This is a genomic window from Microbacterium sp. TW_SC_2 (assembly GCF_055361165.1).
Map to the genome: position 1 here is coordinate 2,931,873 of NZ_CM143952.1, position 15,921 is coordinate 2,947,793.

The 15,921-nt window shown below is 70.2% G+C and carries 17 protein-coding genes; 11 read left to right on the plus strand and 6 right to left on the minus strand.

Annotated elements, in window-relative coordinates:
* On the minus strand, window positions 1-957 hold the full coding sequence (locus ACWA14_RS14220; RefSeq protein WP_463794735.1) for an amidohydrolase family protein: 957 nt from the start codon (window positions 955-957) through the stop codon (window positions 1-3).
* Window positions 958-1,012: 55 nt separating this feature from the next.
* Here ACWA14_RS14220 and ACWA14_RS14225 point away from each other — a divergent pair, with 55 nt between their 5' ends.
* The gene (locus ACWA14_RS14225; protein ID WP_463794739.1) at window positions 1,013-1,690 is read left to right on the plus strand and encodes a FadR/GntR family transcriptional regulator; all 678 of its coding nucleotides are present in this window, start codon (window positions 1,013-1,015) and stop codon (window positions 1,688-1,690) included.
* 117 nt (window positions 1,691-1,807) lie between these two features.
* Here ACWA14_RS14225 and ACWA14_RS14230 read toward each other — a convergent pair whose 3' ends face one another.
* Window positions 1,808-2,470 carry a transaldolase family protein gene (locus ACWA14_RS14230; RefSeq protein ID WP_463794742.1) on the minus strand — a complete coding sequence of 221 codons (663 nt, stop codon included), beginning with the start codon at window positions 2,468-2,470 and terminating at the stop codon, window positions 1,808-1,810.
* Window positions 2,471-2,522: 52 nt separating this feature from the next.
* On the opposite strand from ACWA14_RS14230, the gene ACWA14_RS14235 reads away from it, so the two are divergent.
* From ACWA14_RS14235 to ACWA14_RS14260, 6 genes are read left to right on the plus strand one after another with little or no spacing between them, the layout of a single operon-like run.
* Entirely contained in the window at window positions 2,523-3,554 is a 1,032-nt protein-coding gene (locus ACWA14_RS14235; RefSeq protein ID WP_463794745.1) for a ribokinase, read from the plus strand.
* A gap of 14 nt (window positions 3,555-3,568) precedes the next feature.
* Window positions 3,569-3,973, plus strand: coding sequence for a D-ribose pyranase (gene rbsD / locus ACWA14_RS14240; protein WP_463794749.1), 405 nt, complete (start codon window positions 3,569-3,571; stop codon window positions 3,971-3,973).
* Between the two features lies 1 nt (window position 3,974).
* Window positions 3,975-4,835 (plus strand): GntR family transcriptional regulator, encoded by an 861-nt coding sequence (locus tag ACWA14_RS14245; RefSeq protein WP_463794752.1) that lies wholly within the window; start codon window positions 3,975-3,977, stop codon window positions 4,833-4,835.
* Between the two features lie 38 nt (window positions 4,836-4,873).
* Complete coding sequence (locus ACWA14_RS14250) at window positions 4,874-5,638, plus strand: hypothetical protein (RefSeq protein ID WP_463794754.1); 765 nt, start codon at window positions 4,874-4,876, stop codon at window positions 5,636-5,638.
* A 22-nt stretch (window positions 5,639-5,660) separates the two neighbouring features.
* A complete protein-coding gene (locus ACWA14_RS14255; RefSeq protein ID WP_463794757.1) occupies window positions 5,661-6,719 on the plus strand; it encodes a PLP-dependent cysteine synthase family protein in 1,059 nt (352 codons plus the stop codon).
* Between the two features lie 24 nt (window positions 6,720-6,743).
* On the plus strand, window positions 6,744-7,262 hold the full coding sequence (locus tag ACWA14_RS14260) for a glycine cleavage system transcriptional repressor (protein WP_463794759.1): 519 nt from the start codon (window positions 6,744-6,746) through the stop codon (window positions 7,260-7,262).
* A gap of 143 nt (window positions 7,263-7,405) precedes the next feature.
* On the opposite strand, the gene ACWA14_RS14265 is transcribed toward ACWA14_RS14260, so the two are convergent.
* Window positions 7,406-8,092 (minus strand): FadR/GntR family transcriptional regulator, encoded by a 687-nt coding sequence (locus tag ACWA14_RS14265; protein ID WP_463794761.1) that lies wholly within the window; start codon window positions 8,090-8,092, stop codon window positions 7,406-7,408.
* Window positions 8,093-8,255: 163 nt separating this feature from the next.
* Between ACWA14_RS14265 and ACWA14_RS14270 the strand changes: the two genes are divergently transcribed.
* Genes ACWA14_RS14270 through ACWA14_RS14285 form a run of 4 tightly spaced genes read left to right on the plus strand, consistent with a single transcriptional unit; the run spans window position 8,256 to window position 12,722 of the window.
* A complete protein-coding gene (locus tag ACWA14_RS14270; RefSeq protein WP_463794765.1) occupies window positions 8,256-9,491 on the plus strand; it encodes an aminotransferase class V-fold PLP-dependent enzyme in 1,236 nt (411 codons plus the stop codon).
* A gap of 53 nt (window positions 9,492-9,544) precedes the next feature.
* Complete coding sequence (locus ACWA14_RS14275; protein WP_463794767.1) at window positions 9,545-10,855, plus strand: ABC transporter substrate-binding protein; 1,311 nt, start codon at window positions 9,545-9,547, stop codon at window positions 10,853-10,855.
* Between the two features lie 5 nt (window positions 10,856-10,860).
* Window positions 10,861-11,814 (plus strand): carbohydrate ABC transporter permease, encoded by a 954-nt coding sequence (locus ACWA14_RS14280; RefSeq protein WP_463794770.1) that lies wholly within the window; start codon window positions 10,861-10,863, stop codon window positions 11,812-11,814.
* Window positions 11,811-12,722, plus strand: a complete 912-nt coding sequence (locus ACWA14_RS14285; RefSeq protein ID WP_463794772.1) for a carbohydrate ABC transporter permease — start codon at window positions 11,811-11,813, stop codon at window positions 12,720-12,722. Before ACWA14_RS14280 ends, ACWA14_RS14285 begins: the two co-directional genes overlap by 4 nt.
* Before the next feature lie 106 nt (window positions 12,723-12,828).
* Here the strand turns inward: ACWA14_RS14285 and ACWA14_RS14290 are convergent, their stop codons facing one another.
* Genes ACWA14_RS14290 through ACWA14_RS14300 form a run of 3 tightly spaced genes read right to left on the minus strand, consistent with a single transcriptional unit; the run spans window position 12,829 to window position 15,861 of the window.
* Window positions 12,829-13,842, minus strand: a complete 1,014-nt coding sequence (locus ACWA14_RS14290) for an aldo/keto reductase family protein (protein WP_463794774.1) — start codon at window positions 13,840-13,842, stop codon at window positions 12,829-12,831.
* Between the two features lie 54 nt (window positions 13,843-13,896).
* Window positions 13,897-14,388: a hypothetical protein gene (locus ACWA14_RS14295; RefSeq protein ID WP_463794776.1), complete on the minus strand. Its 492-nt coding sequence runs from the start codon at window positions 14,386-14,388 to the stop codon at window positions 13,897-13,899.
* Between the two features lie 9 nt (window positions 14,389-14,397).
* Window positions 14,398-15,861 (minus strand): aminotransferase-like domain-containing protein, encoded by a 1,464-nt coding sequence (locus tag ACWA14_RS14300; RefSeq protein WP_463794778.1) that lies wholly within the window; start codon window positions 15,859-15,861, stop codon window positions 14,398-14,400.
* Between the last annotated feature and the right edge of the window lie 60 nt (window positions 15,862-15,921).

Consider the following 15,921-nt stretch of genomic DNA (forward strand, 5'->3'; position numbering starts at 1 on the left):
TCAGGCGCGATCGCCGAAGAGCCGGCCGAGGATGCCGCGGCGCGGTGCCTCCGAGGCGGCATCCGCCTCCGTGCCGTAGAAGCGCGCGGCGTTCGCCCACAGGATCGCATCGACGTCGTGCCCCCGGGCCCGCGCCCAGGCCACGACCACGTCGAGCCACCGCGAGCGCCCCGAGGGCTGATAGGTCGCCGCACCGTCCTCCGGGGCATGGGGATCCCCCGCTTCGGCCGGACCGATCACCGACACCGGCCAGTCGCTGCCCCACATCAGGCGCTGCTCGCCGAAGACGTCGGCGGCGGCATCCAGGAAGGGCTCCAGCTGCGCGGCCGTCCAGTCGCCACCGGCCTCGGCGGGCAGCCCCGAGATCTTGCAGAAGGCGTGCGGATGCCGCGCCAGCTCGGTGAGGTCGCGCACCCACTCCGCTCGCGGCTCCCGCGGGGAATCGGCCGTGCCGACCTCCGGCTTCCCCAGGTGGTCGAGCACGATCCGCAGCTCGGGGATGGCCCCGGCCAGGCGCGCGACGTCGGGCAGCTGCCCCGCGCGGACGCAGGCGTCGAACGTCCACCCGCGCGCGGCGACCTCGCGCGCTCCGGTCACGAACGCGGTCGAGACGGCGAGGCCGTCGGGCTCGTCCTGCAGGATGTGGCGCACACCGCGCACGAGCGGGAAGGCGCTGAGTCCCTCCAGATGCGTGAGGGTGTCCACGTCGCGGTCCAGCCGGGCCCCGGCCACGATGCCGAGCACGCCCAGCGCGGCGGCCTGGTCCGAGACCCAGCGCACCTCGTCGAGGAACTGCTCCGGCACGGTCCCTGCCTGCACGAACACCGCCTTCTCCTCCCGCACCCCCGCCAGTCGGGCGTGCGCGAGCTCGGTGTCCGCGAACCGGAAGGCCAGCGGCCCCTCGAGCCAGCCGTAGGTCAGGACCTCGTCGTCCCACAGGTGCAGATGTGAATCCATGACGCGCATGCGACCATACTGCCTCAGACATCCGACCAATCGCTAGGATGACGCCATGGCTGTCACGGACGAGGCGATCGAGAAGATCAAGGCGATGATCGTGTCGGGTGAACTCGCCCCCGGCGATCGTCTTCCCCCGGAGAAGGAGCTGTCGGAGCGACTCGGACTCTCCCGCAACTCGATGCGCGAGGCGGTCAAGGCGCTCGAGGTGATCCGGGTGCTCGACGTGCGACGCGGCGACGGCACCTACGTCACGAGCCTGGAGCCGCACCTGCTGCTCGAGGCGATCTCGTTCGTCGTCGACATGCACGACGACGGTTCCATGCTCGAGATCTTCGCTGTCCGGCGCATGCTGGAATCACAGGCGACGGGGCTCGCGGCGACGCTGGGCAGCGATGAGGAGATCGCCGGTCTGATCGCCGAGATCGAGGGGGTCGACGCCTCGGTCAGCATCGAGGCGCTCGTGGAGCACGACATCCGCTTCCACCGCGAGATCGTGCGCATGGCGGGCAATGCCTATCTCGCGAGCCTGATCGAGCACCTGAGCAGTCAGACGGTACGGGCGCGGGTGTGGCGCGGGCTCACCGAGGGCGGCGCCGTCGAGCGCACGCTGTCCGAGCACCGTGCCATCGCGGATGCGATCGCGCAACGCGACCCCGCCCTGGCGACCTCGCTGGCCACCGCGCACATCGCCGGGGTCGAGCGCTGGCTGCGGCAGGCCGCCTCCGCCTGAGTCCGGACATGATTCAGTCAGAACGTCGCCGCGCTGCTCCGCCACCCGCGTGATCGCGGGATCACTGCCCCCGACGCGGTGCGATCAGACTGAATCGTGCACGGCAGACATTCGCGCTCAGGCCCCCAGGCGCCCCATCGCGGCGTCGAACTCCGCCGCCGAGCTGTCGCTCACGTCGTGGAACAGCGCCTGCTCGATCACGTCGGGCGCCGCGGTGAAGTACGGCACCCCGAGGACGCGGAGGTCGGTGATGTCGTCGGCCGTGCGCAGTGACGCGGCGAGCACGTTCGAGTCGCTCCCCGCGCACATCTGCTGCATGCGTGCGATCACGATGTCGCCGTCGATCCCGGCATCCCGCATCCGTCCGAGGTAGGGCGCGATGTAGCGCACGCCGATGCCGGCGCAGGCCAGCGCCTGCGAGATCGAGTACACCGCCGTGACCAGCACCGTCGCGCCGTCGCGCACCAGCGCGGATGCCGCGGCGAACCCGGCGGCGGTCGCCGGCACCTTCACGACCACGCGGTCGCCGAGCGCGCGGAGGCCCTCCGCGTTGCGCAGGAAGGACGCGGTGTCGCCGCCCCAGGTCTGGAAGAAGATCTCGCGCGCGCCCTCCGACTCCCACCGCGCATAGAGGTCGGGGATCTCGGCGGCCGTGCGCCCCCCGCGTTCGAGGATCGTCGGGTTCGTCGTCACTCCGTGCACGACGCCGGCGGCGAGGAGAGAGGACACGCGCGCGGTGTCGGCGCTGTCCACGTAGAGGCGGGGCGCGGTCACGGTCATCGGATCTCCTCGCGGGCGACCTGTCGTTACAGGTTCGGCTTCGGCTAATGTAATGACAGCCGCCGTCGATGTCAAAGGCCTCGCGACGGTCTGCATGCTGTCGAAGAAGATCAGGAGCGACATGGCCCCCGCACACCCCGGCGATCGCTCCGGCGTCGTCATCGTCGGCAGCGTGACCGCCGACGTGACCACCTTCTCGCAGCGCCTTCCCGCGCGGGGCGAGACCATCCTCGGCGATCAGTTCACCCTGATGCTCGGCGGCAAGGGCGCCAACCAGGCCGTCGCCGCCGGACGCTCGGGCGCCCGCACGAGCTTCGTCGGATGCGTGGGCGACGATCTGTTCCACGACCTCGTGGTCGAGGGACTGAGCGAGGCCGGCGTCGACCTCACGCACCTGCGCACCGTTCCGGGTCCGACCGGCATCGCGCACATCCGCGTCGACGCGTCGGCGCAGAACGACATCGTCATGGTCCCGCTCGCGAACGCCGCGCTCAGCACGGGGCAGATCGACGAGGCCCTCGCCGCGCTCGCACCGACCACCTCGGTGCTGCTCACCCAGCTCGAGACGCCCTCCGCGTTGACCGCGCACATCACCGGACGGGCGCGCGAGCACGGCATGACCGTGATCCTCGACCCCGCCCCGGCGGCCACGCTCCCGGGCGACGTGTGGCAGAACATCGACATCGTCACCCCGAACGAGACCGAGGCCACGCTGATCAGCGGGATCGAGGTCACCGACGCCGAGTCCGCCGAGCGGGCGGGGCGCTGGTTCCTCGCGCAGGGCGTCGGTGCCGCCGTGATCACACTGGCCGGTCAGGGGTCGTGCGTCGTGACCGCGGACGAGACGATCGTCGTGGCGCCCTTCCCCGTCGAGCCCGTCGACACCACGGCCGCGGGCGACGCCTACGCGGGCTATCTGGGTGCCGCGCTCGCGAACGGCGGCACGCTGACCCAGGCCGTGCGCCTGGCCACGGCCGCCGGCGCCCTCACCGTCACGAAGCAGGGCGCGTCACCCAGCCTCCCGCTGCGTGCCGACGTCGATGCGTTCCTCGCGGAACGCGAATCCGCCGCCGTCGCGAACTGATCCCGGAGAAGACCATGCGCAAGACCTCCACCACGATCAATCCGGCCCTGTCGCGCGTGATCAGCGAGACCGGCCACACCGACCTGCTGGTGGTGACGGATGCCGGTCTGCCGATCCCGCCCGGATCCGAGCGGATCGACCTGGCGTACCGCCCCGGCGCGCCCGCGTTCTTCGACGTGCTCGACACCGTGCTCGCCGAACTGGTCGTGGAGGGCGCCACGGTCTCCGCCGAGGTCGCGGAGAAGAGCCCCGAGGTGCTGGCCGGACTGCGCGAGCGGTTCGCGGGCATGGGCTTCGAGATCGAGCTCGTGCCGCACGTCGAGTTCAAGGAGCAGACCCGCAGCGCACGGGCGTTCGTGCGCTCCGGAGAATTCACCCCGTACGCCAACGTGATCCTGCACGCGGGCGTCGCGTACTGACATGACCGCCACCTCCCCGGATACGACCCGACCCGACGCGCCCCTGCCCGACGCGCCCCTGCCCGACGCGATCGATCGGCACTCCGCCGCCCCCATGTACGACCAGCTGCGGCAGCTGATCGTCGACGGCATCGCCCGCGACGGGCTGCTGCCCGGAGACCCCCTGCCCGGAGAGCACCGGCTGTGCGAGCGCTACGGCATCTCGCGCACGGTCGTCCGGCAGGCGCTCGCGCAGCTCGAGCATGAGGGGCTCGTCGAGCGCGTCAAGGGCAAGGGCACCTTCGTCTCGCGCCCGCGGACCAGCGAGAGTCTGGTGCACACGCTCGTCGGTCTGTACGACGATGTCGAGCGCCGCGGCGGCCACGTGCACAGCGACGTGCTGCGTCACGAGCGCACCATCGCCGACGAGGAGATCGCGCGGGCGCTGGAGCTGCCGGCCGGCTCCCCCGTCGTGGTGCTGGAACGTCTGCGCCACGTCGACGGCGAGCCCTGGTCGCTGTCCACGACCTGGATGCCGGAGCACGTCGGTGTCACGACGCTGGGCGTCGACCTCACCGAGCGCTCGCTGTACCGGCTCCTCGCCGACAACGGCATCGTCGCGACCAGCGGTGTGCGTTCCGCCGAGGCCACCGTCGCGACCCATGAGCAGGCGCTGCATCTGGGCGTGAGCGCGGGGTCGGCCCTGCTGCGCCTGCGCAGCGTCAGCCGCGGTGCGGACGGCGCGCCGATGGAGTATTTCGTCGCCTACCACCGCGGCGACCGCTCGCGCTTCGAGTTCCAGCTGCAGCAGGCGCAGTCGCAGGCATCGCTGCTGCACATCGACGGCGCCGGCGGGGCCTCGCGAGCCGGTACCGTGAGCTGAGACGCGACATACGGGTCGACGCGGGGGCGGGGAACACGATGGGCGATGCGCACGGGACGGAACCCGATCCGAACGGGGTCGTACCGCCCCCGCCGTACGAGCCCGACCCGATGCCTGCGGCATCCGGTCTCTCGATGACCCCGCTGGCACCGCCGCTGGGCCCACCTCCCGAGCCGCCGGCCGGGCCACCGCTGCCGCCGTACGCCGGAGCCACCGCCGCGGGACCGCCCGCGCCGTATCCGTCCCCGCCGTACCCGTCCGCGTCCGCTCCGTATCCGTCCGCTCCCCGCGCGTCGTCGAACCGGCTGGGCATCGTGCTCGCCGTGGTCGGCGGCGTCGTCGTGCTCGGCGTCGTGGGGGTGGCGGTCGTGGTGGGGCTGCTGCTCGGCACGAGCGGGCCCTCGACCCCGGCGCCGCCCACGGCGATCGCCGAACCGGACCCGGATGCCCCCGCGGACGACCCGACCGACGCCGACCCTTCCGGCATCGAGGCACGGCTCGAGGCCAAGATCGAGGAGTACAAGCGCCTGCGCGATTCGGGCGCGCTGTGGCAGAGCATCCCCGACACCGAGTTCAACCGCACCGCTCTCTCGGCGTTCCTGTACCTGCTGACCGACATGAAGGTCGCCACGATGTGGGGCGTCGACGCCGCGCAGGCCCAGGAGTTCGACGACCGCGCCGCGATGCTGGAGGAGCGCCTGCTCGCACAGGAGCCGTTCGGCGACGACATCCGGATCGAGCTCGAGGACCGCATCTTCACCTACGACGGCGAGACCGGCGAAGGCGGGTTCACCGACCGGTGAGCGGGCGGGATACGCTCGAACGGTGACTTCCTGGACCAGCACCGCGATCGCTCTGCTGGAGGCCGACGCCAACCGCAGCGCCGACACGCATCTGCACCTGTTCCCGCTGCCTCCCGAGTGGGGCATCGACCTGTACCTGAAGGACGAGTCGGTGCATCCGACGGGATCCCTCAAGCACCGCCTCGCCCGTTCGCTGCTGCTCTACGGGCTGGTGAACGGACGCATCCACGAGGACACCACGCTCGTGGAGTCGTCGAGCGGATCGACCGCCGTGTCGGAGGCGTACTTCGCCCGCATGCTGGGGCTGCCGTTCGTGACCGTGGTGCCGCGCTCGACCAGCCAGGAGAAGATCGACCTGATCGAGTTCTACGGCGGCCGGTGCCACTTCGTCGACCGGGCGGAGGACATGTCGTCGGAGGCCCAGCGCCTGGCATCCGACTGCCACGGCCACTACCTCGACCAGTTCACCTTCGCGGAGCGGGCGACCGACTGGCGCGGCAACAACAACATCGCCGAGAGCGTGTTCAGCCAGCTCTCCCAGGAGCGCCATCCGATTCCGCGCTGGATCGTCGTCGGCGCCGGAACCGGGGGCACCAGCGCCACCTTCGGTCGCTACGTGAAGTACCGCCGCCACGAGACGCAGATCGCCGTGGTCGACCCCGAGGGTTCGGCGTTCTACGACGGCTGGGCCGGAACGGTCGACCCACCGGTGGGACACCCGAGCCGCATCGAGGGGATCGGACGGCCCCGCGTGGAGGCCTCGTTCGTCCCGGGCGTGATCGACGAGATGATCCGCGTGCCGGATGCCGGCTCGATCGCGGCGATCCGCATGCTGCGCGCGCGCACTCTGCACCTGGCGGGCGGCTCGACCGGCACGAACCTGTACGGCGCGTTCCAGCTCATCGCCCGGATGCGGGCGGAGGGCGAGACCGGCAGCGTCGTGACGCTGATCTGCGACAGCGGCATCCGCTACGCCCGCACGTACTTCTCCGACGAGTGGGTCGCCGCGCAGGGCTGGGATCTCGCTCCGCACCGCGCACGCCTCGACCACTTCCTCGCGACCGGGGTCTGGGAGGACTGACCCGCTCACGGCTACGCTGGCCGCATGACCACCACTCTGATCCTCACCGTCGCCGGAGCAGACCGACCGGGGCTCGTCGCCGCGGTCGCCGATGTCGTCGACGCGCACGGAGGCAACTGGGAGAACAGCTCCCTCGCCGAGCTCGCGGGCACGTTCGCGGGCGTGATCGAGGTCTCGGTGCCGACCGAGCAGGCCGACGAGCTGCAGAGCGCGCTGCGCGGGCTTCAGGGGCAGGGGCTCCTGAAGGTCGCCGTGCTCACGGGCGCGACGAGTGCGAGCGTCGAGCAGGATCCGCTGCTGACGATCCAGGTGCTCGGCAACGACCGGCCCGGCATCGTGCGCGAGGTCTCGACCGTGCTCAGCGCGCACGCCCTGAGCATCGAGGAACTGGCGACCGAGACGCGGGATGCCGCGATGGCCGGCGGACGCCTGTTCGAGGCATCCGTCATCGCGCGGGTCCCGGAATCCGTCGATCTCGAGGCCCTGCGCGCGGATCTCGAGCGCCTCGCCGCCGAGATCCAGGTCGACATCACCCTCGACTGACCCCTCTCGTCGCCCCACGCCGACCGCGCCAACCTCGCCGAACCACCCCTTTTTGTTCGACCCGGCCCCTTGTAACCGTCCATAGGGGGCCGGGTCGAACAAAAAGGGGCCGGTCGGCACCAAGGAGGGGGCGACGCGAGACGTCAGCGCGGGTCGTCGTCGGTGTAGCGACGAACCCAGTACTCGGTGTGCTCGACGTGCGAGGATGCCGCGGCGCTCGAAGCGACCGGATCGGCGGCGGCGAGCCCGCGCAGGATCGCGCGATGCCCCGTGTCGGACTGCCGCTTGAGCTCCGCCGCGTCGTGCGCGTCGGGGATGCGGTACGCCCGCGACCGTGACCGGAGCACGTCGATCAGACTCGTGAGCGCGTCGTTGCCTGCGACGCGCGAGATCGTCATGTGGAACTCGTGATCGAGCCGCGAGTGCAGCTCGAAGTCGTCGCTCGCCTCGATCTCGCTCAGCACGCGGTCGAGCCGAGCGATCGTCTCGGCGTCGATGCGGGCGGCGGCGAGCGCCGCGGCATGGGGTTCGAGCACGCGGCGCAGCTCGGTGAGCTCGAGCACCCCCTCCATCGGCAGCAGCCCGACCGTGAGGGAGAGACTGCCGATCAGGTCGGCCGCGCGCAGCTCGCCCACGTAGCTGCCCGAGCCGTGGCGCGTCTCGAGCACCCCGAGGGCGGCCAGCATGCGGATGGCTTCGCGCAGCGACCCGCGCGAGACCCCGAGCCGCTCGCACAGCTCTCCCTCGCTGGGCAACCGGTCGCCCGGGCGGAGTGCGCCGTCGGCGATCAGCGCCCGCAGGCCGTGCAGCGCGGTATCCAGTGCGCTCATGGTCATCCTCCCTGACACACCAACTCCTCTGTGAGTCTGTCGGATGGGAAGAGTCCGACCAATTCGTATAACAACTACCTCCGATTCTGAACTATTCGTGGTGGATTCGGAAGCTCTATGGCAAAGTTGTGCAACAACTCCCCGGACACGTAGATGAGGACGCATGTCGGCACTCCCCTTTCCCGCACCGCTCGGGCTGAATTCCGTCGCCAGAGCGCGGGATGCCTGGCCGCTGGACCCCGAGGTCATCCACCTCAACCACGGTTCCTTCGGCGCGGTCCCCTCCGCCGTCGTCGCGCATCAGGATGCCCTGCGCCGCCGCGCCGACCTCAGCCCTGTGGAGTGGTTCCCGCGCATCGCCGAACGGGTGCGCGACGCCCGCGAACGCACGGCGCCGTTCGTGGGCGCCCGCGCCGAGGACTCCGCCTTCGTGCCGAACGCCTCCGCCGCGGCGACCGTGGTCTACAACTCCCTCCAGCTCGCGGGCGAGGACGAGATCCTCGTCACCGATCAGGGCTACGGCGCGATCACGATGGGCGCGCAGCGCCTCGCCCGCCGGTTCGGCGCCCGCGTGCGCACGGTCGCCCTGCCGCTCCTCGCCTCCGACGACGAGGTCGTACAGCTCTTCAGCGAAGCGATCACCCCGAACACCCGCCTGATCGTGGTCGACCAGATCACCTCCCCCACGGCCCGCCTGCTGCCCACGGCCCGCATCTCCCGACTCGCCGCCGAGCACGGCGTGCGCACCCTCGTCGACGGCGCCCACGCCCCCGGCCTGATCCCGGATGCCGCCGCGGTCGCGGGCGGCGACTGGTGGTTCGGCAACATGCACAAGTGGCCCTGCGCCCCGCGCGGCTCGGCCCTGCTCGTCACGAACGCACCCGACCGTGCAGAGCTGTGGCCGCTGATCGACTCCTGGGCCGCGAACGAGCCCTACCCCGATCGCTTCGACACCCAGGGCACGATCGACGCGACGACCTACCTGAGCACCCCGGCGGCGATCGACTTCGTCGAGAGCGAGTTCGGCTGGCCGCAGACGCGCGAGGCGATGGCACGGATGGCGGATGCCGGAGCCGAGATCATCGCCGAGGGATTCCGCCCCTACGGCGACGAGGACCCGCTGACGCCGCTCCCCTCCCCCGTGCCGTCCATGCGTCTGGTCCGCCTTCCGCTCGGTCTCGGCTCCACGCGCGAGGAAGCCGACGAACTGCGGATGCAGCTGCTCGACGAGACCTCCGTCGAGACCGCGTTCACGAGCTTCCGCGGCATCGGCTACTTCCGACTCTCGGCGCACCTGTACACCGAGGCGTCCGACTTCGAGGCGTTCGTGGAACGCTGCATCCCCTCGATCCTGCGCCGCGCCGGCATCCGCCCCGCCGAATCGCTCGTCATCCCCTGACCCGCACCTCGACCCGCCCCACCCGAACACCCACCCACACTGAGAGGCACATCGTGAAGCACAAGATCTTGACGGCAGCTGGAGCATTCGGCACCGTCGCCGTCCTCGCGCTGACCGGCTGCTCCGGCAGCAGCGGCCCGGCCGCCGACGGCACCGTCACCCTGCAGATGGTCGAGAGCCTGACCAACCCCGCCCGCACCGACCTGCTCCGCGGGCTGCTCGACCAGTTCGAGGAGGAGAACCCGAAGATCAAGGTCAGCCTGGTCTCCCCGCCCACCGAGCAGGCCGACCAGAAGATCCAGCAGATGCTGCAGTCGGGCAAGGGCGTCGACGTGCTCGAGGTGCGCGACATCACGGTCGGTCCGTTCGCGAACAACGGCTGGCTGTACGACCTCGGCGGCGACCTGGAGAGCTGGGACGGCTGGGATGCTCTGACCGAGAACGCTCAGGCCGCCTCCGTCGCGGAGGACGGCAAGAGCTACTTCGTCCCCTACGGCTTCTACGGACTGTCGCTGTTCTACCGCACCGATCTCGTGGAGGAGGCCGGTTTCGACGGCCCTCCGCACAGCTGGAAGGAACTCCTCGAGCAGGCATCCGCCATCCAGGACCCGTCGAACAACATCTACGGCTACGCGTTCCGTGGTGGCGCGAACGCGAACAGCAACGTCGTCGCCGCGATCGAGGCCTACACGATCGATGATCTCGACGTCGACGACGCCTTCCTGCTGGAGGACGGCTCGACGATCTTCGCCGCCCCCGAGGCACAGGAAGCCGCCGACGACTACTTCGACCTCTTCACCGAGGCCTCCCCGCCCTCGGCGGTCTCGTGGGGCTACCCCGAGATGGTCGCCGGCTTCACCAACGGCACCACGGCGTTCCTGCTGCAGGACCCCGAGGTCATCGCCACCGTGCAGGACTCCAACCTGACCGAGGACCAGTGGGACACCGCACCGCTGCTCGTCGGGCCGTCGGGCAAGGCCGCACAGCCGCTGGCCGTCGCCGGATGGGGCGTCGCCGAGGCGAGCGAGAACAAGGAAGCGGCGGTGAAGCTCGTCGAGTTCCTCTCGTCGGCCGAGCCCGCGACCGAGTTCGCCCAGGCGAACAGCCTGGTGCCGATCATCAGCGAGGCCGCCGACGACGAGTTCTACTCCACCGGCCCGTGGACGAGCTACGTCACGATGACGGAAGACCCGGAGACCTACGTCAACGTGCGCCAGCCGCGCGGTGTCAGCTGGTGGACCGAGTGGATCCAGAAGTCCGACCAGGACGTGCAGAACGTGCTGCTGGGCAACATGAGCACCAGCGACATGCTGGCCTCGTGGGATGAGTTCTGGACCGAGAAGTACGCCGCGGAGAAGGGCTGACCCTCGTGGCATCCGCATCCGCTCTTCGTGAGAGAGGCTCCGCCGGCACCGCCGGCGGGGCCTCCCCGGGCCGCCGACGTCGGCAGTTCCGTGGACGCCACGCGCTGACGCTGCTGGCCTTCATGGCACCGGCGATCGTGTTCGTGTGCTGGTTCACGTACTGGCCGATGCTGCAGGGCGCCCGCATGGCGTTCCACGACTGGAACCTGTGGGACCTCACCTCGACCCCGTTCGTCGGGTTCGACAACTTCGTCACGGTCTTCCAGGACCCCGCGTTCCCCATCGTGGCGGGCAACTCGGTGCTCTGGGTGGTCGGCTCGCTCGTGCCGCAGCTCGTGATCGGCTTCCTGATCGCGCTCGCGCTGCGCAAGCGCTTCCGCTTCCGTGGGCTCTACCAGGCCCTCGTGTTCTTCCCGTGGGCGGTGTCCGGCTTCCTGATCGGGATGCTGTTCCGCTGGATGTTCAACGCCGAGTTCGGCGTGGTCAACGACCTGCTCATGAAGGCGGGCCTGATCGACGCGCCTCTGCCGTGGCTGGCCGATCCGAAGCTGGCGATGTTCGCCGTGATCGTCGCCAACATCTGGTACGGCGTGACGTTCTTCGCGATCATGATCCTCGCCGCGCTGCAGTCCGTGCCCGACGAGATGCTCGAGGCCGCGAGCCTCGACGGCGCCGGCAAGGTGCGGCAGCTGTTCTCGATCATCATCCCGTACATCGCGGTGACGCTCCTGCTCACGATCCTGCTGCGCGTGATCTGGATCTTCAACTTCCCGGACATCATCTACGCGATGACCAACGGCGGGCCCGCGAACCAGACGCACATCATCACGACGTGGATGATCAACTACACCCAGCAGGGCAACTACGGCATCGCGAGCGCGATCGGACTGATCGTCGTCGCCTTCCTGTTCGTGTTCTGCGCGTTCTACCTGATGGCGATGCGGAGGGCCCAGCGATGACCATCACCGGAACCACGGTCACGGAGACCCGGCGTCTCACCGTTCCCGATCTGGCCAAGGCCCCGCGGCCGAAGCCGAAGCGGCGGGTGACCCCCGGCGGTGTCGTGCGGGTGGTGGGACTCGGGCTCTGGCTCGTGATCACCCTGTTCCCGCTGTACTGGATCGCACTGACGTCGATCAAGTCCCCCGGCACGATCAACACCTTCCCGCTCGAGTACTGGCCCAGCGAGCCGTCGTTCGAGAACTACATCAGCCTGTTCCAGCAGAGCTCCTTCGGGGTGTTCCTGGGCAACTCGGCACTCGTGGCGATCGTCGCCGGGGCGGTGGCGACGCTGATCGCGCTGCTGAGCGCCTATGTCATCGCGCGGTTCGAGTTCCGGGGGAAGGGCGCGGTGCTGATCGCGTTCCTGCTCACGCAGATGATCCCGGCGTTCATCGCGCTCGGGCCGCTGTACTCGATGATGACCGATCTGGGACTCGTCGACACCAAGCCCGGACTGATCCTCGTCTACATCGCGATCTGCATCCCGTTCTCGACCGTCATGCTGCGCGGGTTCTTCGAGAACGTCCCCGACGCGCTGGAGGAGGCGGCGATGATCGACGGGTGCTCGCGGCTCGGCGCCCTGTTCCGCGTGCTGGTACCGGTCATGACGCCGGGCATCATCGCGGCGTTCATCTTCAACTTCGTCAACTGCTGGAACGAGCTGTTCCTGTCGGTCGTGCTGATGAACACCGACGCGAACCGCACGGTGCCCTCCGCGCTGAACGGCTTCATCTCGACGTTCAACATCGACTGGGGCTCCATGAGCGCCGCAGCCGTGCTGACGATCCTGCCGACCATGGTGATGTTCGCGCTCGCGAGCCGCTGGATCGTGCAGGGCCTCACCGCCGGCGCCGTGAAGGAGTAACCCCTTCTCACGCGCCCTCTCGCCGAACCACCCCTTTCTGCGCGAACCGCCCCCTTATGGACGTCCATAAGGGGGCGGTTCGTGTGAAAAGGGGCCGCTCGGCCGACTAGACCAGGCGGGCCTTCGGCGAGGAGGTGTACGTGTGCTCGGGATCGTTGTTGACGGTGTCGCCCAGCGCGGTGTCGATCGCGGCGAGGGTGTCGGCGTCGAGCGTGACACCCGAGGCCTTGACCGTCTCGGCGAGCTGCTCGGGGCGCGATGCTCCGACCAGCGCTGCGGCGACGTTCGGGTTCTGCAGCACCCACGCGATCGCGAGCTGCGGCATCGACAGGCCCGCTTCCTCGGCGATCGGCTTGAGCTTCTGCACGGCGCTGAGGATGTCGTCCTTCAGGAAGCTCTTGATGAAGTCCGAGCCGCTGTGCGGGTCGGTCGCACGCGAGCCCTCCGGCACGGGCTGGCCGGGCAGGTACTTGCCGCTCAGCACGCCCTGCGCCATCGGCGACCAGACGATCTGCGAGATGCCGAGCTCTTCGGAGGCCGGCACGACCTTGCCCTCGATCACGCGCCACAGCATGGAGTACTGCGGCTGGTTCGAGATGAGCTGGATGCCGAGCTGCTTCGCGAGCGCGTGCCCCTCGCGCAGCTGCTCCGCGGTCCACTCCGAGACACCGATGTAGAGCGCCTTGCCCTGACGGACGACGTCGGCGAAGGCCTGGAACGTCTCCTCGAGCGGGGTCTCGTAGTCGAAGCGGTGCGCCTGGTACAGGTCGACGTAGTCGGTGCCGAGGCGCTTGAGCGACCCGTCGATCGACTCGAAGATGTGCTTGCGGCTCAGACCGGTGTCGTTGGGGCCCTTGGGGCCGGTCGGGAAGTAGACCTTCGTGAAGATCTCGAGGCCCGCGCGGCGCTGGCCCTCGAGGGCCTTGCCGAGCACGACCTCGGCCGCCGTGTTGGCGTACGTGTCGGCCGTGTCGAACGTGGTGATGCCGGCGTCGAGCGCCGCGTGCACCGTCTTGACGGCGGCGTCGTCGCCGACCTGAGAGGCGTGGGTGACCCAATTGCCGTAGGTGATCTCAGAGACCTTGAGACCGCTGTTACCGAGATAGCGATAGTTGACCATGGATCAACGCTACTGGCTGCCGGGGACACCGGCGCGGGTTTTCCGTGACCGGTCTCAGGTGACTCCGATCGACGCGCTGCGCCGCGCGGCCATGACCCCGCACACGATCACGGCGATCGCGGCCAGGGCGCTCACGCCGAAGAGCGGAAGGCCCCACGGCGAGCGGTCCGCCCCGCTGATCCCGAGGCCGTCCGCAAGTGCCATGCCGGGGCCGAAGGAGGCGACGAAGTACGCCGGTGCCCCGAAGGTGAGGATCGTGAGGAATGCCAGACCCGGGACGATGGCCGGCGCCCTCGTCACGATCGAGACCGCAGCGGTCGCGACCGCCAGCATCACACCGATGCCCAGGAAGATGAGCACACCGGTGTGCCCGAGATGCTCGCCCGCTCCGGACAGCTCCGCACGCACCTCGTCCAGACTCAGGCCGGGGGCGGCAGCCAGCGGATTCCACACCAGGATCTGCATCGCGGCGACCGCGGCGTAGGCGGTGACGGCGAGGACGCCGACGAGCGAGACCGGGAGCGTGTGACGCGGCAGGGGCTTCATCCGGTCATCCTAGGAAGCGGCCCCGAGAGTCTCCCGATACTCGCGCCAGGCCGCCCCGAGGCGTCGGACACCCTCCGCGAGCACGTCGTCGGGCGCCGTGAACGGGATGCGGATGTGGTCGTCGGACGACACGGATGCCGTGAACGCGGCGCTCCCCGCGATCGAGACGCCGTGCGCGGCGGCGACCCGGGCGAGCGCGGCGGCGGATCCCGTCGGCAGCGCACCCCACAGGGAGAGGCCGCCGCGGGGCGGGACGACGGACCAGTCGGGCAGATGCTCGGCCATCAGGTCCTCGAGCAGGCGGAGCCGCTTCTCGTGGATGCGACTGTTCTCCCGGCGCAGGTCGGTGGCCCGGGCGATCAGATCGAGGGCGATCAGCTGCCCCGGCACACTCGTGGACTGGTCGGCGAGCTGCCGCGCCCCGCGCAGACGCCGCACCAGCACGGGGTCCGCCCGCAGCCACCCGATCCGCAGTCCCGCCCATGCCCACTTCGACACGGACTCGACCACGATCACCGGGGCATCCGGTCGCTCCGCGGCGAGGGTCGGCGGCGTGATGCCGTCGAAGGCGATGCCGGCGAGCACCCGGTCCTCGATCACGGGTACGCCGTACTGCGCCGCCAGCACCGCCAGGCGATGACGCCCCGCGGCCGGCAGCCGCGTGCCGGTCGGGTTCTGATGATGGGGATTGACCGCGATCAGCACCGGGCGCAGCCGAGCGATCGCGACCTCGAGGGCATCCACGTCGAGTCCGTCCGGCCCCATCGGGATGCTGTGGACGGTGCCGCCCCGCAGCCCGACCGAGTCGGTCACCCCGGGCCAGGTGACCTCCTCCGCCAGCACGACGTCGCCCGGGCCGACGAGGGCGTTCACCACGAGGCTGATCGCCTGCTGCGCCCCGTGCGTCACGAGGATCTGCTCGGGTGTGGTCGGCGTGCCCTCCGCGCGGTACATCTCGGCGATCAGTTCGCGCAGCACCGGGAGTCCCGCCGGGTCGGTCTCGGGGAGAAGGGCGAGATCGAGCCGAGGCTGATGGTCGCGGATCAGCTGCTCCGCGAGCGCGGAGATCCCGGGCACGGCACGCAGGAGGTCGATCGCATTGGGCAGGGACGAGAACAGCGCCTCGCCCCGCCCCGGACGCGATGCCGAGACCGCGGGTGCCGGCGCCCCGGAGACCCGCGTTCCGCTCCCCTGGCGTCGCTCGACGAGTCCGTGCTCGGCGAGGTCGGCGTAGGCCGCGACGACCGTCCCCCGCGAGACGGAACCGGCGGCGGCCAAGGCGCGTTCTGCCGGTAGTCGGTCTCCCGGACGCAGCTCCCCGCCCGCGATGAGGGCGGCGATGCCCCGCGACAGCCGTGCCGCGAGCGTGCCGTCGCCGTGCGTCCAGCGGCCCAGCCGAGACGCCAGCCCCGCGGAGGAGACCTCACCGCCGCGCACCAGGAGAGCGCCGGCATCCACAGCTGTGCGGCTCACCGCAGCCCCATTTGCGCCCGCCGCGTCCGTGGCCGATCGGTGGTCCACCGGCGCACTATT